The following is a 22,714-nucleotide window of genomic DNA, read 5'->3' as shown; positions in this document are numbered from 1 at the left end:
CTCCTAATATTCTTCATGTGTTTTACTGCTCTCAATGTAGACAAGTCCCATTGAAAAAGTATTTGCGATTAATGCCCCGATTGAGAGTGCAATAGCCCAAGAATCATTCCCTACTATTACTAAAAATACAAAAGCAGGAATAAGATGTAAATCAGCAACTAAAGAAGAAGCTAATAGTTCTGCTGAGAGTAAATTTCTCACACCTATTTTTAAAATAGTTGAGATAAGGTTTACGCTCGCTGCAATAAACAAAGAAATAGCAGTATTTTCATACAAAAAACCTGCTATCGATGTTAAACTCATTAATGAAAAAAATACGTATATTACTTTACCCCAGTCCATACTAAAGCTCCTTTACATTACACCAGATTCAAATTCTGCTCTCATTCTATTTTTTTCTGCTTCTCTTTTTGCTTTTTCTCCAAGTTTTACATGATAATTTTTCACATCAAATCCAAACCAAATAAGGATTGGCGAAGCAACAAAGATAGAAGAGTATGTACCAACGACGATACCAACTAAGAGTGTAAATGCAAAGGCATGAATAATCTCACCACCAAACATAAAGAGTGTAAACACAACAAAGAAAGTTGTTAATGATGTTAGTGTTGTACGAGCCAATGTTCTTGTAATAGACTCATTCACTATCTCTGCAAGATTTGAATTTTTAGATTTTGTAATACCCTCACGAATACGATCAAAAACAATAATCGTATCATTCAATGAGTACCCTAAAAGCGTTAATATCGCAGCTAAGACGTCAAGGTTTACATCTATTTGAAAAAGTGCCACTGCACCCATTGCAATAGAGACATCATGCACTAATGCAACGATTGAAGCAACCGCAAAACGCCACTCAAATCGAAATGCAACATAAATTAAAATCGCCATGACAGACAAAAGAAGCGCCATCAGACCTTTTTCTTTTAACTCTGAACCTACTTTTGGTCCTACTATATCAACACGACGAACTTCATAGTTTCCCGTACCTTTGAGTGCTTCACGTGTTACATCACCAATATCTTTCGTAACACTCCCCGTTGTTGTTTTCATACGAATAACAACCTCTTGGTCTGAACCAAATTCACTAATAGAAGCCCCATCAAAAAGCTTGTTGGATTTTAATTTTTCACGCATTGCATCTATTGGTGCTTTTGTGTCATATTTAACCTGAACAATTGTTCCTCCGGCAAAATCTATGCCGTAATTTAAACCTTTCACTGCCAAAATCGCATAAGATACTACAATAAGTAAAATAGAAATTGACATTGCAATTTTTGATTTTCCCATGAAATTAAAGGGACGAGTATATTTAAAAAATTCCATAATTATCCTTTAATCCCAAACCAAAAACGGTAGTTTTTACTTTTCTTCATTTTTGATTCTAGCATTTGATAGATACCATGTGTACCAAGTATAGCTGTGAGCATCGAAGCTAAAATACCTATACTCATAGTAACGGCAAAACCTTTAATAGCACCAGTCCCATACACGTACAGCACAACCGAAGCTATCAAGGTCGTAATATTGGCATCTAAAATAGCTGTCATTGCATTTGAATATCCATCTTCAATTGCTTTGTGCATTGACTTTCCTTCATAAAGGAGTTCACGAATTCTTTCAGAAATAATAACATTTGCATCTACTGCCATACCGACTGTCAGAACAATACCTGCCATACCAGGAAGGGTGAGTGTTGCGCCAAAGAGCGACATAACCGCTAAAAGAATAACTAAGTTCGCAATCAAAGCAATATTTGCTATAAGCCCTGCCATACGATAATAGACTAACATAAACGCTATAACCAATACAAAACCACCAATCAAGGCAATCATAGAAGCTTTAATACTATCAGCACCTAAACTTGGACCAACAGAACGTTTTTCCATAAGATAAATTGGAGCGAGCAATGCACCAGAACGCAGGGCAATCGCTAAATCTTTTGCTTCTATAACAGTATAATTACCTGAAATTTGTCCACTTCCGCCACCAATGCGTTCATTAATATTTGGAGCAGAATAGACTTTACCATCTAAAACCACAGCCAGACGTTTACCAACATTTTTACCAGTAAAATCACCAAAAATATCTGCACCTTCAGCATTAAGTTTGAAGTTAATTACTGGACGATTGTTTTGGTCAAAACCAACATTTGCACCAGTTAACATTCCCCCATCTAAGATAGGAATCTCATGCACAAGGTACTTTATTTGAGGATTTTTTGCATCTTCTAAAATAACATCACCATAAGCAGCTGCATCCGCATCACTCATGTTATACACTCTAGCATTTCTCTCTTCGTCCACAGCCATTAACTCTAACTTTGCAGCACGTGAAATCAATTCTCTTGCACGTTGTTCATCTTCTTGCGATTTAATACCTGCAAGTTCTACTAGGATTTTATCTTTCCCTTGACGTGCTACAATAGGCTCAGATAAACCAAATTGATCAAGTCTATTTCTAATAGTCTCTATAGCCTGATCAACCGCTTGTTGTTTTGTCTTTTTAATCTCTTCTGGCGTTAGAGAGAGTGAAATTACATTGTTTTCATGAGTAACTTGAACACCCTCAATTTCTGATAAAAAAGTATCAAAAGCTTTTATCTCATCACTATCGAGTACCTCAAAGGCAATACTCTTGTCATTAAAAGTTAGTCCATCTATAAGAATATCGTTACGCTCTGCGTAGTGTTTGATACTTGCTGCAATTGATTTAATATGTGACTTTGTCGCCTCCTCAGTTTTTACACCTAAAAGCATATGGAGTCCACCTTGAAGATCAAGACCAAGTGTTATTTTCTTGCCACCCTGCGTTTGAAGAAGTGAAGGTATGGAAAAAGCAATACCAAACACTATAGCCAATGCAAAAATGACTATGCGATAATTAAGCTTCATCCTCGTACTTCTTTGCAATGGAATCTTTTGTGATTTTAACGATTGTATCATCGTTCATTTTTACACTTAAAAAGTTCTCTTCAACTTTATGAACAACAACAATAAAACCACCATTTGTGATCACCTTATCACCTTTTTTCAGAGCCTCTAGCATCTCTTTTTTGGCTTTAGCCTCTTTTTGTTGTGGGCGAATAATCACAAAATACATAATTGCGATTAAAAATATAAACGGTAATAGTTGAGAGATAATTTCCATATCTTTAGTTTCCTTGTTTTATAAAATTGCAGCAATTATACAAAAAATATGCTAAATAGCTCTTAAATTGAGTACAATTTCATCATGAAACAATTTAGCATAACATTTTTACTAGCAATTATTACGGCAATACTCTATAGTTCATTTATCTATTTTGAATATTTTGACATGACAAACAAGCTTGTCAATACTCTTTTTGGTATCACAGCTGTTGCAATGCTTCTTTATATTCCTAAAAAATCAGTTCTATTGGCTGGATTTTTCATCGGTCTATTGTGGTTTTACTGGATAGGATACAGCTTTAAGTATCAAGGTGTAGGGTATATGACACCTATTGTCACATTTTCTTTTGGCATTATTTATCTACTATTTTTTGCCCCTTTAGCTTTTACAAATAAGCCCTATATTCGGGCAATTTTACTCTTTGGGTTAAGTTTTATAGAACCTTTAGGGTGGAACTGGATGAAAATCGAACTCCTTTTTGTCAACAGTTATATTGGAGTATATAAGTATCAACTCTTCGCTCTTTTACTTGCACTTTCACTCCCTGCGCTGATTAAAGAGAAAAAATATAAATTTTTGCCTTTACTTCTTTTGTTTACTGCGTTTAACTATGGCTACCCCAAACAAGATGATGCACCACTGAAGATCAAACTTGTACAAACAGACATCAAACAAGATGTTAAATGGACTCGAGCTGCTTTATATCCTACTGTACAAATGCTTTTTAAAGAGATTACAAACGCAGCAGATAAGGGCTATGATCTCATCGTATTACCCGAGTCAGTTTTTCCTCTTTTTATGAATAACAACCCTAAACTTCTTCAAGAAATAGCTACGCTTTCGCAAAAGATAGACATCATCGCCGGTTCGCTTATCCGTGAGGGTACTCTTAATTATAATGTTACCTACTTTTTTCACAAAGGAAATTTTCAAATAGCAAAAAAAATGATTTTAGTCCCTTTTGGCGAATATATCCCACTGCCTAAATTCGCGCAAAAATTCATCAATGATACTTTCTTTAGCGGAGCGAGTGATTTTACTGTGGCAAAAAAACCAACAGACTTTATCATCAAAGGGGTGAAGTTTAGAAATGCAATCTGCTACGAAGCAACTTGCAAAGAGTTGTTTCAAGGTGATGTAAAGTATATGATAGCCATCAGTAACAATGCTTGGTTCACACCTTCAATTGAACCGACCCTGCAAAAACTCCTGATGGAACTTTATGCAAGAAAGTATGGAGTCACCATCTACCACTCAGCGAATGTGAGTGGAACGGGTGTGATACACTAATCTTTTTGTAATCTTATTGAGATATAATCATAAAAAATATTATATTTTAGGATGCAAACAGATGCTAAACCTTAAAAATCCAAATCTATATCTCAATAGAGAACTTTCATGGCTACAATTCAACACAAGAGTACTCAAACAAGCACAAGATGAGAGCTTGCCTCTTCTTGAACGCTTGAAATTTCTTGCAATTTATGGAACAAATTTAGATGAATTTTATATGATTCGTGTTGCAGGTTTAAAAAAACTTTTCTCAGCTGGTGTTATTGTCTCAGGTGCTGATAGACTCACACCACTACAACAACTTCGTGAAATTCGTAGTTACTTACATCAAGAACAACAAGTAGTAGAACACTGCAGAAGTGAAATTTTTAAAAAACTCGAGCCACTAGGAATCAGTGTTAAAACTTATGATGAAGTGAATAATCAAGAAAAACATATTCTCAACAAATATTTTAATGAGAACATATACCCAGTCATCATTCCCATCGCCGTTGATGCAACACATCCTTTTCCTCATTTAAACAACCTTAGTTTTGGTCTTATCGTTAAACTGCGTGATGATGACAATGAAAGCATTGAACGTTTTGGTATTATCCGTGTACCTCGCGTACTTGCACGTTTTGTAGAGCTTGGAAATGGCACATACATCCCTATTGAGAGTGTCGTTGAAAAGCATGTTGATGACTTGTTTCCTGGCTATTCGCTAATAAAATATGCACCATTTCGTATTACGAGGAATGCAGATATTGCCATTGAAGAAGAAGAAGCTGATGACTTTATGGAGATTCTTGAAGAGGGTCTAAAGCTTCGTCGTAAAGGAGAGATGGTACGTCTCGAGGTTGGCTCAAATGCCGATGATGAAATCATCAACTTTTTTAATAGCCACGCACATGTTTACAGAGATGATATCTATAAATTTCACACTTTTTTAAATCTATCAAGTTTATGGCAAATCGTAGGCAATAAAAATTTTGCACATCTGCTAGCCCCTTCGTTTCAACCAAAAACACTTCCTCCTTTTGACACAAATGAGGATACTTTTAGTATTTTAGACAAACAAGATGTTTTGATGTATCACCCATATGAGAGTTTTGATCCTGTTGTCAATCTTGTTCAGTGTGCAGCAAAAGATAAGGATGTAGTTTCTATCAAGATGACTCTGTATCGTTCAGGTACTAACTCTCCCATAGTAAAAGCACTTATGGATGCGAGTGAATCTGGAAAGCAAGTGACTGTTATGGTTGAACTCAAAGCAAGGTTTGATGAAGAAAACAACCTTATTTGGGCAAAAGCACTTGAAAAATCAGGGGCTCATGTTATTTATGGTATTCAAGGCTTTAAAGTTCATGCAAAAGCGGCTTTAATCACAGTAAGAAGAGATGGAAAACTAAAACAATATGCTCACTTAGGAACAGGAAACTACAATCCTGCTACTTCAAAAATATATACAGATATGAGCTATATGACAAGTAAAGATAGCATAACCAATGACCTTACTCGCTTTTTTCACTTTTTAACAGGTTTTAGTAAAAAAGGGAAACTCAATGAACTTTATATGGCTCCTTCTCAAATTAAGCCAAAACTTCTTTCACTCATTCATAACGAAACAAGACAAGGAATAAATGGACGTATTATTGCCAAAGTAAATTCTTTAGTTGATGAAGATGTTATTCGTGCGCTCTACAAAGCTTCACAAGCTGGTGTCAAGATTGATCTTATCGTTCGTGGTATTTGCTGCTTAAAACCTGGAATTGAAGGCGTGAGTGAAAATATCCGTGTTGTCTCTATTCTTGGAAAGTATCTTGAGCATGCTCGTACATTTTACTTCAAAAATGATACATCTCAAATATATATTTCAAGTGCAGATTGGATGCCTAGAAATCTTGTTCGTCGTATTGAATTGTTAACGGCTATTAAAGATGAAGCTGCACAAAACAAAATCATACAAATTTTAAAACTGCAATGTTCAGATAATGTTTTAGCACATGAGCTTCAAAGTGATGGAACATATATCAAAGTAAAAGCCAAAGAGGGCGAACGCAGTACGAACAACCATAAACTGTTAGAGGATTATGTAAACAGAATTGCAAAAGCGACTAGAAAAGAGACTTCAACCTATGTACAACAGCTCATCAAACGTCTTTTTATTGAAAGTTAGGAAGAAAAATGATTCATAAATTTAAAAATATAACACCAAAAATCGCACAAAAAACATGGATAGCACCCTCAGCGGATGTTATAGGTGATGTAACCTGTGGAGAAAATTGCTCTATCTGGTTTGGCTGTGTTGTTCGAGGGGATGTGCACTACATTAGTATTGGCGATAGAACAAATATTCAAGATTTAAGTATGGTTCATGTAACACACTACAAAAAAGCAGATAAAAGTGATGGGAATCCTACTATCATTGGCAGTGATGTCACCATTGGGCATCGTGTTATGCTTCATGGTTGTACTATAGAAGATGCTTGTCTTATTGGAATGAGTGCTACTATTTTAGATGGTGCTGTTATTGGCAAAGAAAGTATCGTAGGAGCAAGTTCTCTTGTCACAAAAAATAAGGTTTTTCCCCCTCGTTCACTTATCATGGGAAGTCCCGCAAAGCTCGTGAGAAGTCTCAGCGATGATGAAGTTGCAGAGTTATACGCCTCTGCACAACGTTATGTTACCTTTAAAGAAGATTACGTTCTGTAATCTGCGTTTATTTTGACATATTCGTGTCCGAGATCACAGCCAAACGCAGTAAATGCACCTTCATTAATTCCCAAGTCACAACTGATAGTGAACTCACTTTTTTTCATGACTTTGGAAGCTTTTGCTTCCATCTCTTTATCAAAATGCAAAACACCTGCTTCATACACACAAATATCATCAAAAGAAATACTTAAAGTATCTTCAAACGCAGTAACACCACTCGCACCTACGGTTGAAGCTATACGACCCCAGTTTGGGTCTTCCCCATAGAGTGCAGTTTTGACAAGTAAAGAATTTGAAAGTGTTTTAGCAACTATCTCAGCTTCTTCATCATCTTTTGCTCCTGTTACCTTATAAGTGACAAGTTTTGTAGCTCCTTCACCATCGCGTACCATTTCACGTGCTAAAAAGCGCATAATATTATGTAAAGCTTCTTGAAACGCAGTAGCGTGATACACTCCACTCTTCGCGTTCGAAAATAACATTACCGTATCATTGGTTGAAGTATCCCCGTCTACACTTGCAGCATTAAATGTAGTCGCTAAATTTTCCTTGAGGATTTTCTGCATCTCTTTTTTTTCTACAGCAGCATCAGTTGTAATAAAACATAGCATAGTAGCCATCGCAGGATTTATCATCCCCGCACCTTTTGCCATTGCCCCTATATGAAAACTACTTCCATCTTCTAGCTCTACTTTATACGCTATCTGTTTTGAAAAGGTATCTGTCGTCATTATCGCCTCGGCTGCTGCGTTTGGATTTTTTTGAGAGGGGTCAAACAGTTTTGCACCTGTAATAATTTTCTCTTTTGGCAATCGTACACCAATCACTCCAGTAGAACTCATCACAGGATTGATAATATCCTTAGGTAGAGTATCAAGAATATCATCTATATCTGTAATCCCTTCCTTCCCAGTCATTGCATTGGCATTTTTAGAATTTATCAGCACAAAATTTGTCTGAAAATATCCTTTTTGCTTATAATGTCGAATGGGAGCTGCTGTCATTTTATTTGTCGTAAAAGTAGAAGCTATTTCACATAATGTATCACTATATACAAAAGCCATATCTTTTGCACCTTTTGCTTTTAGCCCTGCACTCACTCCATCAGCATAAAATCCATCTGCAGCACAAACACCACCCTCTATTTTTGTTAATTTATACAAATTTCAGCTCCTTTGGTTTCACTCTTTTAGAGAGTAAATCTTTTGTTATTTTAATGCCATCTTGTGTACCAATAACTAAAAGTTTTGACTCACTTGTCACTAAAGTATCTCCTTTTGGCATGGTCAAAAACTTTCCATCTTTTTTTGTTATACCAACGACAGAAGTATTGGCTATCTCACGTATATGTGTCTCTTTAAGTTTTTTAAGAACTGCCCAACTATAACGAGGAACTGTAATTTCCTGCATATCAAGAGGGTTATCTGTTTTATATAAAAATTCTTCTAAAAGATTTTCCATATCTGGACGCGCAGCCATTGCACTCACTCTTTGTGCTGTAAGTTTTGTTGGTGATACTACTGTGTCAGCCCCGAGTTTTTTCAATTTTTCTACATCACTCATAGTTTCTGCTGAAGAGATAACATAATACGGACGCGGTAAAAAATGCTCTTTTTCAAAGAGTCTCACCGAAGCAATAAGGGCAATATTATCTGCAATAGAATCGGATAAAGTTATCAAACCTTTTGCAGAAGAGAGATGTGCCTTGAGCATTGCAAGCTCTGCATGTGGTTCAGCTTGTAAAAAATGTGGATACTTATACTCTACAGCCCACTCATGAATCTCTTTTCTTGGGTCAATTACAATGAAAGGAATGTGATTTTTACGCAACTGTTTTGTAACTTCTATTGTATAGTCATTATGATAACATACGACAAAATGTTTCTTTAGCCTTACTATATTATAAAGCATTTTTCTCTCCTTCAATATGGCCACAATATGACCCTTGTTGAGTTCATTTACTAAGATACCTATTGCACTAGAAAATACAGCGAAACCAGCGATAATAAGATTGATGGTAAATATTCGTCCCGCATCAGAGATTGGTGCTATCTCGCCAAAACCAACTGTAGTAAATGTTATAGCAGTCTGATATATTGCATCCATAACGCTAAAATTCTCAATAATGACATAACCAGAAGTACCGATAAGCATTACTATAACAGTTAAAATAAGTGGTAACCGAAAAGCTTTGAGATGGGGATAAACTTCAGGAAGAAGTTTTGGGTCAGGTTTGGGAGGAGTCTCCCAATTGAGGAAGTCACGAATCCTTTGTAAAAGATTCAAAACAATTCCAGGTTGTTACGAATTTTTCTTAAGTGTGCGTAATTCTTTTGCAGAAATCTTAATTTTTTTCGTTGTACCATCTTCTAATGTGATACGCACTGTTCTTAGGTTTAATAAAAAACGACGCTTTGTTCTGTTTTTTGCATGAGAAACATTGTTCCCACTCATAGGGCCTTTGCCGCTAATAGCACATCTTCTTGCCATTTGAGTATCCTTGAATGATATTTTAAAGTTGCGAATTGTATCAAATCAAAGCAAAACTTCAACTTAAGCCTAAACTATTTGTCTTACTTTATATAAATTTATATTGATTTTATGAACTTATGGTTAGAATGCACCATACAGAGTTATAAAGGTATTTACGTGATAACTAAGAATATAATTGACACATATATAGAACAAATTCCTCCAGCGCCTGAAGCTTTAAAAAAAACAATTTCTTTTCTAAACGCAGCTGAGTTAACAAAAGCTGCACAAGCTGCGCAAGATGATTTAGCTCTAAGTAGCTATCTCAAAGAGTTGGTAAATAAACCAATCTTTGGTTTTAAAAATGAAGTCTCAAATATTTCTCAGATATTTGGTATATTAGGTGTTGAAAAATCCCAACAAGCAGTTTATAACTATATGATAACTCTTTTGTCACCTTCAAAATGGAAAATGTTTCAGCTTAACCGTAACTCTTTTTATAACCTACAAGCTGACTTGAGCGTCAACTGGCAAAAGATACTCCATCATCTAAACATCAGTGATAAAGAAATTCACAGTGCAATCACTTTACTTCCTGCAAGTATTCTTGTAGCTGAAGCACTTTTTTGCCAAAAGAAAGAAGATGTAAACCTTTTAAGAAGTGCAAGTGCCATTGATTTAAACACCATCTTGCAAAGGCTTTGTGCTATGGACCTCTTTGATATATGTCAAGCTATTTCTCAAAAATGGGAAATGGACGCAAAAATTGGCGTAATTGTGCAGGCAGCAAGTGGTGTAAAACCTGCAGATGATGAAGCAATAAATATACTTGGAAAATGGATGCATCTTCTTCTCTTTTATACTCTTTCAAAACCCAGCTATATAGAGGCTGGACTAAATGACTTTATCGATTTTCAGATTGATTATGTTGATGACATTTATTCTGAATTTGCACAAGTAATGGAGAGGTACTTATCATGAGAGCAATAGTAAAAAATGGGGTAGGAGTATTTCATCCTCAAGGATTTTTAGATGGCAATGCCAGTGGCGTTTCATTTTTAAGTATTGATGATATTCATGCTACAGTGCATAGTAATGCTGACATCATTCTTGTCTCCTTAAAAAAGGTAATCTTTTTCAACCGTAACGGTCTAGATACTTTTGTAAAAATGTTTTTAAAAGTTCGATCAGAAAATCATATCATTGTTGGCTTTTGTGATTATGACAAAAAAAAATATGAAGCAATTCAAAAATTCTACAAAGATGAATTGACTTTTTCACTTTTTAAAACCCAAGAAATTGCAACTCTTTTTTCTTCAAATTTTAAAAACCAAAGTAAAAACATCCTTCTATACAGTGATGACAAATCTCAAAGAGCAGCACTAGCAATAGAGTTACATGACAATGGACATAATCCTGTTGTTGCACAAACAAAAAAAGAGTTTGATGATAAATCAAAAAAAGAGGGTGCCTATGACTTTATCATAGATGAAACTTATTTAGGGCAAATTGGACAGCAAGTGGCTACGAGAGTTACTGGTAATGCTATTATTTATACGCTCAGCACTTTTTTGGATGCCGAAATAGGAAACAGTTTTAATATCGCTTATCATAACAATTCTCTCAATGTTGGATTTAGACTCTTTATTTTTGATGCTTATAAAGTTGTAAGTATGAACGTCCATGCCCTCAACTTTTTTTCTAAACTAGCTTCTTCTGGTGCGGAATATAATGCAACCATCTGTTTTGTAGGTATGACTTTTGAAAAAACACCTATTGCATTTAAAGAAACTCTAGAAGATGCTGGGATTATGTTCTTTGATCAAATGAATGATATACTAGAAAATAAAGAGCTCCTAGATGAACTCGGAGCAAGCAGTGCAGCAGGTGCGAAAACCAAACGTCCTCTCAATAAGTCCATCGTTTCAGAACTTCCAAACTTCATTGACGCAACTGTAGCAACGATAGAGATGATGACAAACTCCCGTGCTTCTAAAGAAGCTGCCAAAGTTGAAGAAATAGATATCAAAAATAAAGAGAATAAAATTGCAAGCTCTATAGGTTTTTATGGTGATATTGACGGAATGGTGATACTTGTTTTTCCTATAGATATAGCTAAAAAAGCCTGTGAATTACTTATTGGAGAATCCACAGATGATAAAGAACTTATCCTTGATACCTTAGCAGAACTCGTCAATATAGTCGGTGGTAAAATCAAAACACTTCTTAGTGATGAAAAAATCAATGTAGATATTACCCTTCCTAGAACCTATCCTGATGTAGATGCTCTTCTTGAAATTGCTCAAGCAAAAAAGGGTGTGCAGGTTGATTTACTATTTAATGATGAAAAGTTTTTATTTTTCTTAACAAGATAAGTGCCTGAAAAAATGTTATTTATTTTTGTCAGGCACTTAAAAGCTACACTTGCTTATAATTACGCATTAATTTAAAGGACAATAATGCAAGTAGCACCTAGTATTCTCTCTGCAGATTTTGGTAATTTAGCTCGTGATGTAAAAGAAATTTGTGACAGTGGTTGTAATTTCGTTCATGTTGATGTAATGGATGGACATTTCGTACCAAACCTTACTATCGGACCCGTCGTCGTCTCTGCAATTGCAAAAGCAGCAACTAAACCACTAGATATACACCTTATGGTTGAGAACAATACTTTTTTTGTAGAACTCTTTGCCCCTTTAAAACCTGCATATATCTCTTTTCATATAGAAGAAGAGAAACATCCTCACAGGCTTATCCAAAAAATACGTTCGCTTGGGATAAAACCAGCAATAGTTTTAAATCCAAATACAATTCCTGAAGAGTTAGAATACCTTCTTGCTGATTTGGATATGGTTCTTTTAATGAGTGTCAACCCTGGTTTTGGTGGACAATCTTTTATAAATACCGTTTTACCAAAAGCAAAAAAACTCAATGAAATGAGAAATAGACTCAATCCAAATTGCCTTATTGAAGTAGATGGTGGGGTAAGTGACAAAAATATACAAGCTTTAAAAGATGTTGGTGTTGATGTCGTTGTAGCAGGAAGTTATGTCTTTAAACATCAAAATAAAGCTCAGGCTATAAAAAGCTTACAGATATAATCGTATGCGTACAAAAATCTGCGGGATCACTTCCTATGAAGATGCAATGATTGCCATCAATGCAGGTGCTGATGCATTAGGTTTCGTATTTTACGAAAAGTCTCCACGCTATATCACAATTAAGGAAGCCAACAGCATTATTAAACGACTGCCTCCTTTTGTAGAAAAGGTTGCTCTTTTTGTCAATGTAGATGCAAGAACTGTCAATGAAACCTCTCAGGCAGTCGGGGCAACACTTGTACAAATTCATTTCGATGCAGATCCTAGTTTTTATGCAGAGTTGCAGCTTCCATATATCAAAGTTGTAAGAGCACAAAAACAAGAAGATATTCTTAATTATTCTAATGAATATCGACTTGTTGATGCCTACTGTGAATCTTATGGTGGAACAGGAAAGCGCATCAACCTTGAATGGTTTAAAGATGTTGACTGCTCAAAAATCATACTTGCTGGAGGACTGAGTCCTGAGAATGTTAGTGAGGTAGGTTCTTATGGTTTTTATGGTGTTGATGTCAGTAGTGCAGTTGAAATTTCACATGGGAAAAAAGACCCCTTAAAAGTAAAAGAGTTTATCAAAAATGCTCAGTAAAGATTTACAACTTGATGCAAAAAGCATCTCAAGACTTGCCTCGCGTGGACTTTCTTATAAGACTCTCAAAGATCAGCTCAACGAGGAACTAGATCTGACTATGGAACTATGGAAGGCACAAGGTCTCAACATTGTTAAGCATCAAGGATATTACTATTTTGACACACATTTCATAGCAATCAAAGACGTAGAGTTTTGCATAGTAGATATTGAAACGAATGGCTCAAAAATTGAAAAACATCAGATAATCGAGTTAGCCGCCATAAAAGTAAAAAATGGCGAAATCATTTCTCGATTTGACTCCCTTGTTCAAACACAGGAGATAAATCCACACATTACAGCCATCACAGGTATATGCGCTGAAGATACTAAAGATGCTCCAAAACTAAACGAAGTTTTGGAGAAGTTTAAACTTTTTTTAGGTGATGCAGTATTTGTCGCTCATGATGTCAAGTTTGACTATAGTTTTATATCTAAAAGTTTACAAAAAATAGGACTTGAGCCCTTACTCAACAGAAGCCTTTGTTCTCTTGGACTTGCGGAGAGAACCCTAACTTCATACCGCTATGCTCTCTCATATCTCAATGATACACTCAATCTAAATCCATATGCTACACACCACAGAGCTATGAGTGATGTGATGACAACGTATGGACTCTTTCTATTAAGTTTAGAAAAGTTAAATGATGATATAAAAACTGTTGAAGATTTAATAAAATTTTCTAAAGAGGCACCTCGGCTCAAAAGACCAAAGTTTGACCCTCTCTTAGAAGAGGAAAAGATACAAGAGGACTAAGAGTCACTCTTTGGTTTTAAAATTTTTATACTGTCTAAAAGTGATGTACTTTCTGGTTCATCACCTGCTTCTTTAAACTCGCCTGGTGCAATGAGTTTTGCATAACGAGCATCCATTCTCTCTTGCGTAGTCATTGTTTTAAGCTCTTTAAGCGTATCTAAAAAGTACTCTTTTAAAGCTTCTGCCGCTTTTTCTTTTTCTCGATGTGCTCCAATTAACGGTTCATTTATAATGTCGTCAATAAGATTTAACTCTTTTAAATCAGCGCTTGTAATTTTGAGTGCATTGGTAGCTGTTTCTACTTTTTTAGGATCATTCCATAAAATCGCTGCACAACCCTCAGGTGAAATAACACTAAAAATAGAGTAACGCATCATAGCAAATTTATCCGCTACTCCAATTGCTAATGCTCCACCTGAACCACCTTCACCAATAACAACTGACACAGTAGGAGTATCAAGCTCGGCAAATTCAAGAAGGTTTCTTGCAATTGCTTCACTTTGATTTCTTTCTTCTGCACCAATTCCAGGATATGCACCCGGTGTGTCTACTAGCATAAGTATTGGAATTCCAAATTTTTCAGCTAATTTTGCTGCACGTAAGGCTTTTCTATAACCTTCAGGGTGAGGCATACCAAAATTACGTTTTAGTTTGTTTGCAGTTCCACGACCTTTTTGTTCACCGATAACCATAACTTTTTCATCACCGATGTAACCCATATAGCATAATATAGCAGCATCATCACGAAAATGTCTATCCCCATGAATCTCATACTTATCTCTCATTATAAGATTAATATAATCTAGCGCATACGGACGATCCAAGTGACGTGCGAGTTGAAGTTTTTGAAAGTCAGAAAGATTTTTATAAATCTTTGCCACTTCCTTATCAAGTTTTTTTGTTAGTTCTTCAACCGCACCAGGGTCATGACGAACTTGCGCAGAAATTATATCTTCTTGAATAAATTTTATTTTATGTTCAAAGTCTAAGTATGTTGCCAAATTAAATCCTTAAAGGTTAGATTTTTTTGAAAATCAGAACGCCATTTGTTCCACCAAAACCAAATGAATTACTCATAACTACATTCAATTCTGCTTTTCTTGCGCCCTCAGTAACATAATCAAGGTCACAGTTTTCGTCAGCTGTTTCAAAGTTGATTGTTGGTGGTATTATTCCATCTCTCATCGCCATTAAACATGTAACTGCTTCAATACTACCAGCAGCTCCTAAGCAGTGTCCAATTTGACCTTTAATCGAACTCATCGGAGGACAGTTTTCTTTACCACCTACAAGCTCTTTTAATGCTGCTGTTTCATTTTTGTCATTTACCGGAGTAGAAGTTCCATGAGCATTTACATAATCAAGTTTAGGTTCGCCTGCCATTTTATATGCAGCTTTCATTGCACGAGCAGGACCATCAAGAGAAGGTGTAGTAATATGATTTGCATCACCACTTTCTCCAAAACCAACAATCTCACCATAGATTTTAGCACCACGTGCTACTGCTGCATCATACTCTTCAAGAACTAATGCGCCAGCACCTTCTCCCATAACAAATCCATCACGATTTGCATCAAACGGACGTGATGCATGTTTAGGATCATCATTGTTTGTTGAGAGTGCTTTCATTGCAGCAAATCCGCCAACACCAACACCAGTAATAGCTGATTCAGCACCAACAACCAACATTCGATCAGCACCATTACACATTATAGTTTTACACGCTTCACTTACTGCGTGTGTACCAGCTGCACAAGCTGTTACGCTTGAGAGATTAGGTCCTTTTGTTCCATGCTCAATTGAAACAAATCCCCCAAGCATATTGACTAAAGCACCTGGGATAAAAAATGGAGATATTCTTCTTGGGCCTCTGCTATCTAATATAACTGAATTCTTTTCTATAGATGGCAATCCACCAATCCCCGAACCAGCACTAATACCAAATCTTTCCATATCGATGTCTTCTGGTAAGTTTGCATCAGCCATAGCTTCCTGAGCTGCTTTTAAGCCAAGATGGATAAATCTATCTGCTTTTTTAACTTCTTTTGGAGGCATAACAGTTGATGGGTCAAAATTTTGAACTTCACCTGCTATTTTTACACTGAACTTCTCTGGATCAAAAAGAGTAATCGTATCAATTCCACATTCACCTTCACATATTGCTTTAAAAGAACTTTCTTTATCATTACCCACTGAATTTATCATACCTAAACCAGTTACAACTACTCTTCTCATACAATCATCTCCAATATAAAATATAAAAATACTTTTAAAAACTAAGTCTTCTAAAAATTAACTTCTAAAAATATTTGCTTATCAAGGGAGTAACAGCTCCTCTTGATAAAAGTTAACTATTTGTTTTCTATGTAATTAACAACATCTTTTACAGTTTGAATTTTCTCTGCTTCATCATCAGGGATTTCAATATCAAATTTTTCCTCAAGAGCCATTACTAATTCAACTACGTCAAGGCTGTCTGCACCTAAATCTTCTACAAATTTTGCGTCTTCTTTAACCTCATCTGGGTTTACACTTAATTGTTCAACTACTACTTCTTTAATATCGTCTAAAAGTGCCATTATAGCTCCTGTTTTTTAGTTTAAAATCCCGTAATTATAACACAACTATCTTAGATAAGATTTATGCCATGTTAAGGCCACCATTAACTTTTAATGTTTCACCAGTGATATAACTTGCATGATCAGAGAGCAAAAATGCCGTTGCTTCTGCCACTTCACTTGCATTTCCAAAACGATTCATCGGTATATTATCTGTGAAACTTTTTTTAACATCATCACTTAGAACTTCTGTCATTTCTGTTGCTATAAATCCAGGTGTTACAGTATTGTATCTAATTCCGCTTGTTGCTGCTTCAATAGCAAAACTTTTTGTCATAGCAATGACTCCACCTTTTGATGCTGCATAATTTGTTTGCCCACCATTTCCTGTTTCACCAACAATTGAAGCTATGTTTACTACTGAACCAAACTTTTTCTTTCTCATAACTTTCATAGATTCACGACAACCAATAAACGCAGAAGTAAGATTTGCATTAATTACTGCCATAAAATCTTCTGTTTTCATACGTAATGCAAGCTTATCTTTTGTAATTCCCGCATTATTTACAAGGTATGAAAGTTCCCCATCACTATCGACTATTGTTTTCATTGCATCTATAAATGCAGCTTCATCTGTCACATCAAAACCAATGACTGCTGCACAACCACCTGCTGCTTCAATAGCTTCTTTTACTGCATCCGCTTCGGCTGCTCCACTTCTATAGTTTACCCACACCTTTAAGCCAAACGCAGCTAATGTTTTTGCTATTTCAGCACCTATACCACGACTCGCACCTGTTACTAATACATTTGTACCACTAAATTTCATATTGACCTACTCCTTTGATTATTTTAAACTAAACTTTCATCCATCTCAGATGGTATTTCTAAATCCATCAACTTTAAAACTGTCGGTGCTACATTATTGAGTCCACCTGGTTTTACTTTCTCTACGCCTGGAGCTTCTACAAAACACCAAACCTTTCCAACGGTATGGTTTGTAAGAATATTTCCATCTTCATCTCTCATCTCTTCACAGTTTCCATGGTCACTTGTCAAAACAAAAGCGTATTCTCTTTCTTTTGCTTTATCACGAATTTTACCAAGTTGTGCATCTACTGCTTGGACAGCTTTTTTGGCAGCTTCTATGTCGCCCGTATGACCGACCATATCACCATTTGCAAAATTTACAACTATAAAATCATAATCAGCATCCATAGCTTTTAAAACAGCCTCACCTACCTCTGCCGCACTCATTTCTGGTTTCATATCATAGGTTTTTACATTGGGAGAAGGTATTAAAACTCTTGTTTCATTCTCATATGGCTCATCAATTCCCCCATTTAAGAAAAATGTCACATGTGCATATTTTTCAGTCTCTGCTGTGTGTAGCTGTCTTAAACCTGCGTTTGAGATAACTTCTGCAAGCGTATTTTTTGGAGCATCCTTTTTAAACATCACAGGATAGTGAAAACTTTTATCATACTCTGTAATCGTTGCCAAATTAACTGTGCTAACTGATCTTTCAAATTCGCTAAACTCTTCGCTAGCAATAGCCGTTACCAATTCACGCATTCTATCGCTTCTAAAGTTGATAGTTAAGATGCTGTCGCCATCTTTTATCCCATCATAACCACTAAACGCAGTAGGCTCAACAAATTCATCTGTTTCTCCTAATGAATAAGAGTGACCTATATACATTTCAGGACTCATATCAGTTTTGGGTGTTGCATTAACTATGGCATCATAGGCACGTTTTATTCGCTCCCAACGGTTATCTCTATCCATCACATAAAAACGTCCTGCAATTGTTGCAATAACAACATTTTCATTCACATGTTTTTGTACCTCTTCAAGATATTTTTGCGCTGAAGTTGGCGAGACATCTCTTCCGTCCGTTATTAAATGAAGAAAAACTTTTTTACCATTTTTAGCTGCAATATCTGCTATGCCCATAAAATGGTCTATGTGAGAATGTACACCACCATCACTCATAAGTCCGATCAGATGCAATCTATCAGACTTTTGAAACAACTCTTGTAAAACTTCATTTTTCTCTAGTGAACCATCTTTTAGGGCCAAAGATATCTTTACTAAATCCTGATATAAAACACGACCACTTCCTATACTCATGTGCCCTACTTCTGAGTTACCCATTTGTCCCTCAGGTAGTCCAACACTTAAGCCAAAAGTATCTATCAAAGAGTTTGGAACTTCCTTAAAAAGTTTATCATACGTTGGTTTTTCTGCATTATGAAATGCATTATATTCATGTTTTGGACTATATCCAATCCCATCTGTAATGACTAAAATTGCTTTTTTACTCAACTTTTTTCCTTACGGCAAAATATGCCCGTTAATAATTTCTTTTATGATTGTACTATAATGTTACTTTTAATTCATAAACAAAGCAAATTTTTGAGGATATATATTGATTTATTGGCTACATACTTTACTCGACATCAACATTTTGGGATACATTACTATCCGGGCAGGTATCTCATTTTTTATAGCACTTTTTGTAACACTTTTTTTACTTCCAAAGTTCATTCGATGGGCACAACGAACTGCGAGTGTGCAGCCCATAAATGAGTGGGCACCCGAGCGACACCAACAAAAAACATCCACTCCAACTATGGGAGGAATAGTTTTTATTGGTGCCACAATTTTTGCATCACTGCTCACTATAAAGCTTACAAATGTATATGCTCAAGCTGGCTTATTAACACTTGTTTTATTCTCTCTTATCGGCTTTCAAGATGATTATGCAAAAATACGAAAAAACGAAAACCTAGCAGGTCTCAAAGCAAGAACCAAGCTTATGCTCCAAATTTTTTCTGCACTTATTGTCGCATCTTTTTTATACTTTTTTGCAGATTTCAACACCGATCTTTATGTTCCTTTTCTTAAAAACCCTCTTTTTGATATGGGTATTTTCTCCCTTATTCTTTGGGTTTTTGTAATTATTGCCACTTCAAACGCAGTAAACTTAACTGATGGGCTTGATGGGCTAGCTACAGTCCCCTCCATCGTTGCACTCACTTCTTTTAGTATTATTATCTATATTACTGGTCATATTAAATTTAGTGCTTATCTTTTAATGCCACATTTTCAAGTTGGTGAAGTTGTCATCATAGCGAGTGCACTCATCGGTGCATTAACAGGGTTTTTATGGTTTAACTGCCATCCCGCAGAAGTTTTCATGGGAGATAGTGGTTCCCTCACGCTTGGAGCATTTCTAGGTTACCTTGCTATCATCTCTAAAAGTGAAATTTTATTACTCCTTATAGGTTCTATTTTTGTCATAGAAACACTCTCAGTTATTTTACAAGTAGGAAGTTACAAGCTTCGTAAAAAAAGGGTCTTTCTTATGGCACCTATTCATCATCATTTTGAGATGAAAAACTGGGCTGAAAACAAAATAATTGTTCGATTTTGGATTATTGCGGTGCTTTCAAATATACTAGCACTTATCACCCTCAAAATCAGATAATAGTTATGAAAAATATCGCTATATTAGCTTCTCACAGTGGTAGTGGACTTGATGCTATCTATGAAGCAGTACAAAATGCTACCTTAAAATGCAACATTGCAGTTGTCATCTCCAACAATACAAACGCAGTAGCACTACAAAAAGCAGAGAAATATGGTCTGAAAAACTTTCTTGTAAACGCAGCAAACAGTGAAGATCCAGATGAAAGACTTTACTCAATTTTACAAGCAAATAATTGTGAATACATTTTTCTCAGCGGATATATGAAAAAACTCTCTCCAAAAATAACTCAAAACTTTAAAGTCATCAATTCACACCCAGCCCTACTTCCAAATTATGGAGGAGCAGGCATGTATGGTAGATTTGTACACGAAGCCGTAGTGCGTAATCAAGAAGAAAAAAGCGGTGTTACAATCCATGAGGTCAATGAGAACTATGATGAAGGTAAAATCATTTTACAAAAATCTCTTCTTTTACAAAAAGATGAAACGCCACAAAGCTTAGAAACCAAGATAAAAGCACTAGAAAAAATAGCTATAGTAGAAGGCTTACAGCTGTGTTTGAACTAGCAGAGTATGTTGGTATCATTGCTTTTGCAATGAGTGGATTTTTTGTTGGTGTAAGAAATCATCTTGATCTGCTCGGTGTCTTAATCGCTACATTTTTAACAGCACTTGGTGGAGGTATCATTCGCGATATCATCCTCAACAAAGTTCCCTTTACATTCACACACAACTATCCCGCACTCATTGTTATCGTAGTTATGCTTTTACTTATTATATTCAAATTTCATAAAAGAAACTCGCTTGAGAATAAGATGCTTTTTATTATGAGTGATTCTATTGGTCTTGTTTCTTTTAGTATTTCAGGGGCACTCTTAGCACTACAACATAACTTCAACATAGCAGGGGTTATAGCCTTGGCTTTTATCACGGCTGTTGGAGGAGGAATCGCTCGGGATGTCATCATAAATGAGGTCCCATTTGTTTTAAAAACAGGGTTTTACGGCACAGTTTCTATCATTATTGCCATTATATTATACATATTTTATCTTTTTCATATCACTTCTTTTTTTACTATTGCCCTACTTTTTGGTGCAGCCTTGACACTGCGTTTAGTCGCATATTATGCAAAGTGGTCTATTCCCCTACGTTAAGCGTTCGATGACATAAGCTAACTTTCAGTACACACTAGCTATAATTTCGCTCTTTAAAAGAACGGCCTGTTAGCTCAGTCGGTAGAGCAAGTGACTGAAAATCACTGTGTCCTTGGTTCGATTCCGAGACAGGCCACCACCTTTTAAAGACTTTTTACACTACAATATTTACCGTGGCCAATTAGCTCAGTCGGTAGAGCAACTGACTGAAAATCAGTGTGTCCTTGGTTCGATTCCGAGATTGGCCACCACCTTTATATCAAATCCTTTTAATAATTAACAAATATAAAACATTAACTTTGATATAATTTGATAGCTTTGTAAAAAGTAAATATGGGGCTGACCTGGTTTCGACGGGACCTAGTAGCTTCCAACTGCATGTCGGACTGAGCATTTCCGTTACACGGCTCACAATTGCTTAAACGCAAACAATACAAATTATCGCCCAGCTTTAGCAGTAGCTTAAGTTTTAACCCCTCGTAAGAGGCGGGCTGCTTCACCTGTGGATTCTAAATAAGCAGGACTCGAAGTATAACCCTTCATTTAGATATATTTTAGATGTGTCTCCATCTAAAACGAATTTTAGAGGCTGGTCTTGTGTAGTTTTGCAAGTTGTATGAAGCAAGATAAGATTTTAACAACTTTTCTAAGCATGTAGACGTTGGGAGTAGCTAGGTTTCGGACTGCGGTTCGATTCCGCACAGCTCCACCAAAATTCAATTAAATACACTCCAATAACCCCCATTAAACACCCTTAAATACGATACTTTAACAATATTACTATAAAATACGGTACAATACAAACAAGAGAAATGTAACTTCTTTTTTTACATTAGAGGTTACATTACACTTTTAAAATGTAACTTCATTTAATGATGTAACTTAAATTGTTGTAAAGGTCAATTATGCCACGAGTTGTAACACCACTTAATACCAAACAAATAGAAGCACTAAAGCCACAAGAGAAAGCATATACTAAGGCAGACGGTAACGGACTGCAATTATTAATAAAACCTAACGGGTCTAAATTATGGGAGTTTATATACAAAAGCCCTACCTATCCAAACAAGAGACGAAAAACATCTTTTGGTACATTTCCAAATACAACACTCAAAACAGCAAGAAATAAGAGAACCGAATACATTACAAAAATTAGAAACAATATAGATCCACTTGATGAAAAACAAGAAGCAAAATTATTAAACCCGAATTATGCAATAGAACCCCATTAAAATTATAAAATATTATAAATAAGTACTGATTTCATACTGTTTTTATCCTATAATGAACCCCAAAAATCGAACCAGTAAATTTTCAAATTTAATTTCAAAATGTTACAATTGAAATAGAAAATATAGGGATAAAGAAATGAGTAAGAAGAGAAAAAGTTATAATGCAGATTTCGA

Annotated in this window: 24 protein-coding genes, 2 tRNA genes and 1 other RNA gene; 15 read left to right on the top strand and 12 right to left on the bottom strand. The window is 35.7% G+C overall.

The genetic code is table 11. From position 1 onward, the window contains the following. Positions 1–3: 3 nt before the first annotated feature. Genes MV052_RS03360 through yajC form a run of 4 tightly spaced genes read right to left on the bottom strand, consistent with a single transcriptional unit; the run spans position 4 to position 3,150 of the window. Complete coding sequence (locus MV052_RS03360) at positions 4–342, bottom strand: DUF6394 family protein (RefSeq protein WP_297440963.1); 339 nt, start codon at positions 340–342, stop codon at positions 4–6. A 12-nt stretch (positions 343–354) separates the two neighbouring features. Then, entirely contained in the window at positions 355–1,326 is a 972-nt protein-coding gene (secF, locus tag MV052_RS03355) for a protein translocase subunit SecF (RefSeq protein ID WP_297440961.1), read from the bottom strand. A gap of 2 nt (positions 1,327–1,328) precedes the next feature. Continuing rightward, the gene (secD, locus tag MV052_RS03350; RefSeq protein WP_297440959.1) at positions 1,329–2,894 is read right to left on the bottom strand and encodes a protein translocase subunit SecD; all 1,566 of its coding nucleotides are present in this window, start codon (positions 2,892–2,894) and stop codon (positions 1,329–1,331) included. Then, the gene (gene yajC / locus MV052_RS03345; protein ID WP_297440957.1) at positions 2,884–3,150 is read right to left on the bottom strand and encodes a preprotein translocase subunit YajC; all 267 of its coding nucleotides are present in this window, start codon (positions 3,148–3,150) and stop codon (positions 2,884–2,886) included. Before yajC ends, secD begins: the two co-directional genes overlap by 11 nt. A gap of 84 nt (positions 3,151–3,234) precedes the next feature. Between yajC and MV052_RS03340 the strand changes: the two genes are divergently transcribed. The 3 genes from MV052_RS03340 (at position 3,235) to MV052_RS03330 (ending at position 7,140) form a co-directional block, all read left to right on the top strand. After that, positions 3,235–4,443: an apolipoprotein N-acyltransferase gene (locus MV052_RS03340; protein ID WP_297440955.1), complete on the top strand. Its 1,209-nt coding sequence runs from the start codon at positions 3,235–3,237 to the stop codon at positions 4,441–4,443. A gap of 61 nt (positions 4,444–4,504) precedes the next feature. After that, the gene (locus MV052_RS03335; protein ID WP_297440954.1) at positions 4,505–6,604 is read left to right on the top strand and encodes an RNA degradosome polyphosphate kinase; all 2,100 of its coding nucleotides are present in this window, start codon (positions 4,505–4,507) and stop codon (positions 6,602–6,604) included. 8 nt (positions 6,605–6,612) lie between these two features. Then, positions 6,613–7,140, top strand: coding sequence for a gamma carbonic anhydrase family protein (locus MV052_RS03330; protein ID WP_297440952.1), 528 nt, complete (start codon positions 6,613–6,615; stop codon positions 7,138–7,140). Here the strand turns inward: MV052_RS03330 and argJ are convergent. From argJ to rpmB, 3 genes are read right to left on the bottom strand one after another with little or no spacing between them, the layout of a single operon-like run. Continuing rightward, a complete protein-coding gene (argJ, locus tag MV052_RS03325) occupies positions 7,128–8,306 on the bottom strand; it encodes a bifunctional glutamate N-acetyltransferase/amino-acid acetyltransferase ArgJ (protein ID WP_297440950.1) in 1,179 nt (392 codons plus the stop codon). The genes MV052_RS03330 and argJ overlap by 13 nt on opposite strands. Beyond that, positions 8,299–9,429, bottom strand: coding sequence for a potassium channel protein (locus tag MV052_RS03320; RefSeq protein ID WP_297440948.1), 1,131 nt, complete (start codon positions 9,427–9,429; stop codon positions 8,299–8,301). Before MV052_RS03320 ends, argJ begins: the two co-directional genes overlap by 8 nt. A gap of 15 nt (positions 9,430–9,444) precedes the next feature. Continuing rightward, positions 9,445–9,633, bottom strand: coding sequence for a 50S ribosomal protein L28 (gene rpmB / locus MV052_RS03315; protein ID WP_021287002.1), 189 nt, complete (start codon positions 9,631–9,633; stop codon positions 9,445–9,447). A gap of 159 nt (positions 9,634–9,792) precedes the next feature. Between rpmB and MV052_RS03310 the strand changes: the two genes are divergently transcribed. The 5 genes from MV052_RS03310 (at position 9,793) to MV052_RS03290 (ending at position 14,101) form a co-directional block, all read left to right on the top strand. Beyond that, the gene (locus MV052_RS03310) at positions 9,793–10,596 is read left to right on the top strand and encodes an HDOD domain-containing protein (RefSeq protein ID WP_297440946.1); all 804 of its coding nucleotides are present in this window, start codon (positions 9,793–9,795) and stop codon (positions 10,594–10,596) included. Continuing rightward, positions 10,593–11,990, top strand: a complete 1,398-nt coding sequence (locus MV052_RS03305) for a chemotaxis protein CheX (RefSeq protein WP_297440944.1) — start codon at positions 10,593–10,595, stop codon at positions 11,988–11,990. The genes MV052_RS03310 and MV052_RS03305 overlap by 4 nt, the downstream gene beginning before the upstream one ends. A gap of 84 nt (positions 11,991–12,074) precedes the next feature. Beyond that, complete coding sequence (rpe, locus tag MV052_RS03300) at positions 12,075–12,716, top strand: ribulose-phosphate 3-epimerase (RefSeq protein ID WP_297440942.1); 642 nt, start codon at positions 12,075–12,077, stop codon at positions 12,714–12,716. Between the two features lie 4 nt (positions 12,717–12,720). Then, on the top strand, positions 12,721–13,305 hold the full coding sequence (locus MV052_RS03295; RefSeq protein WP_297440940.1) for a phosphoribosylanthranilate isomerase: 585 nt from the start codon (positions 12,721–12,723) through the stop codon (positions 13,303–13,305). After that, positions 13,295–14,101, top strand: a complete 807-nt coding sequence (locus MV052_RS03290; protein ID WP_297440938.1) for a 3'-5' exonuclease — start codon at positions 13,295–13,297, stop codon at positions 14,099–14,101. Before MV052_RS03295 ends, MV052_RS03290 begins: the two co-directional genes overlap by 11 nt. Here MV052_RS03290 and accA read toward each other — a convergent pair. The 5 genes from accA to gpmI form a co-directional block, all read right to left on the bottom strand. Beyond that, a complete protein-coding gene (gene accA, locus MV052_RS03285) occupies positions 14,098–15,102 on the bottom strand; it encodes an acetyl-CoA carboxylase carboxyl transferase subunit alpha (protein ID WP_297440937.1) in 1,005 nt (334 codons plus the stop codon). The genes MV052_RS03290 and accA overlap by 4 nt on opposite strands. Positions 15,103–15,118: 16 nt before the next feature. After that, the gene (locus MV052_RS03280) at positions 15,119–16,336 is read right to left on the bottom strand and encodes a beta-ketoacyl-ACP synthase II (protein ID WP_297440935.1); all 1,218 of its coding nucleotides are present in this window, start codon (positions 16,334–16,336) and stop codon (positions 15,119–15,121) included. A gap of 116 nt (positions 16,337–16,452) precedes the next feature. Beyond that, complete coding sequence (acpP, locus tag MV052_RS03275; protein ID WP_297440933.1) at positions 16,453–16,680, bottom strand: acyl carrier protein; 228 nt, start codon at positions 16,678–16,680, stop codon at positions 16,453–16,455. A 61-nt stretch (positions 16,681–16,741) separates the two neighbouring features. Further along, on the bottom strand, positions 16,742–17,488 hold the full coding sequence (gene fabG, locus MV052_RS03270; protein WP_297440931.1) for a 3-oxoacyl-ACP reductase FabG: 747 nt from the start codon (positions 17,486–17,488) through the stop codon (positions 16,742–16,744). 23 nt (positions 17,489–17,511) lie between these two features. Then, positions 17,512–18,987 (bottom strand): 2,3-bisphosphoglycerate-independent phosphoglycerate mutase, encoded by a 1,476-nt coding sequence (gpmI, locus tag MV052_RS03265; RefSeq protein ID WP_297440929.1) that lies wholly within the window; start codon positions 18,985–18,987, stop codon positions 17,512–17,514. Between the two features lie 103 nt (positions 18,988–19,090). Here gpmI and mraY point away from each other — a divergent pair, with 103 nt between their 5' ends. The 7 genes from mraY to MV052_RS03230 all read left to right on the top strand — a co-directional run bounded on the left by mraY (position 19,091) and on the right by MV052_RS03230 (position 22,540). Next, complete coding sequence (gene mraY / locus MV052_RS03260; RefSeq protein ID WP_297440927.1) at positions 19,091–20,152, top strand: phospho-N-acetylmuramoyl-pentapeptide-transferase; 1,062 nt, start codon at positions 19,091–19,093, stop codon at positions 20,150–20,152. Between the two features lie 5 nt (positions 20,153–20,157). Further along, positions 20,158–20,721, top strand: a complete 564-nt coding sequence (locus MV052_RS03255; RefSeq protein WP_297440925.1) for a formyltransferase family protein — start codon at positions 20,158–20,160, stop codon at positions 20,719–20,721. After that, a complete protein-coding gene (locus MV052_RS03250) occupies positions 20,709–21,308 on the top strand; it encodes a TRIC cation channel family protein (protein WP_297440923.1) in 600 nt (199 codons plus the stop codon). Before MV052_RS03255 ends, MV052_RS03250 begins: the two co-directional genes overlap by 13 nt. Before the next feature lie 63 nt (positions 21,309–21,371). After that, positions 21,372–21,447: transfer RNA gene (locus MV052_RS03245), tRNA-Phe, on the top strand. A 36-nt stretch (positions 21,448–21,483) separates the two neighbouring features. Then, positions 21,484–21,559 (top strand) — tRNA-Phe (locus tag MV052_RS03240). An 84-nt stretch (positions 21,560–21,643) separates the two neighbouring features. Beyond that, positions 21,644–22,020, top strand: a transfer-messenger RNA (tmRNA) gene (ssrA, locus tag MV052_RS03235). A 193-nt stretch (positions 22,021–22,213) separates the two neighbouring features. Further along, positions 22,214–22,540: an integrase arm-type DNA-binding domain-containing protein gene (locus tag MV052_RS03230; protein ID WP_297440921.1), complete on the top strand. Its 327-nt coding sequence runs from the start codon at positions 22,214–22,216 to the stop codon at positions 22,538–22,540. The last annotated feature ends 174 nt before the right edge of the window (positions 22,541–22,714 follow it).

This window comes from Sulfurimonas sp., from assembly GCF_026988655.1.
Lineage (GTDB): Bacteria > Campylobacterota > Campylobacteria > Campylobacterales > Sulfurimonadaceae > Sulfurimonas.
This window is presented reverse-complemented; position numbering and strand designations above follow the sequence as displayed.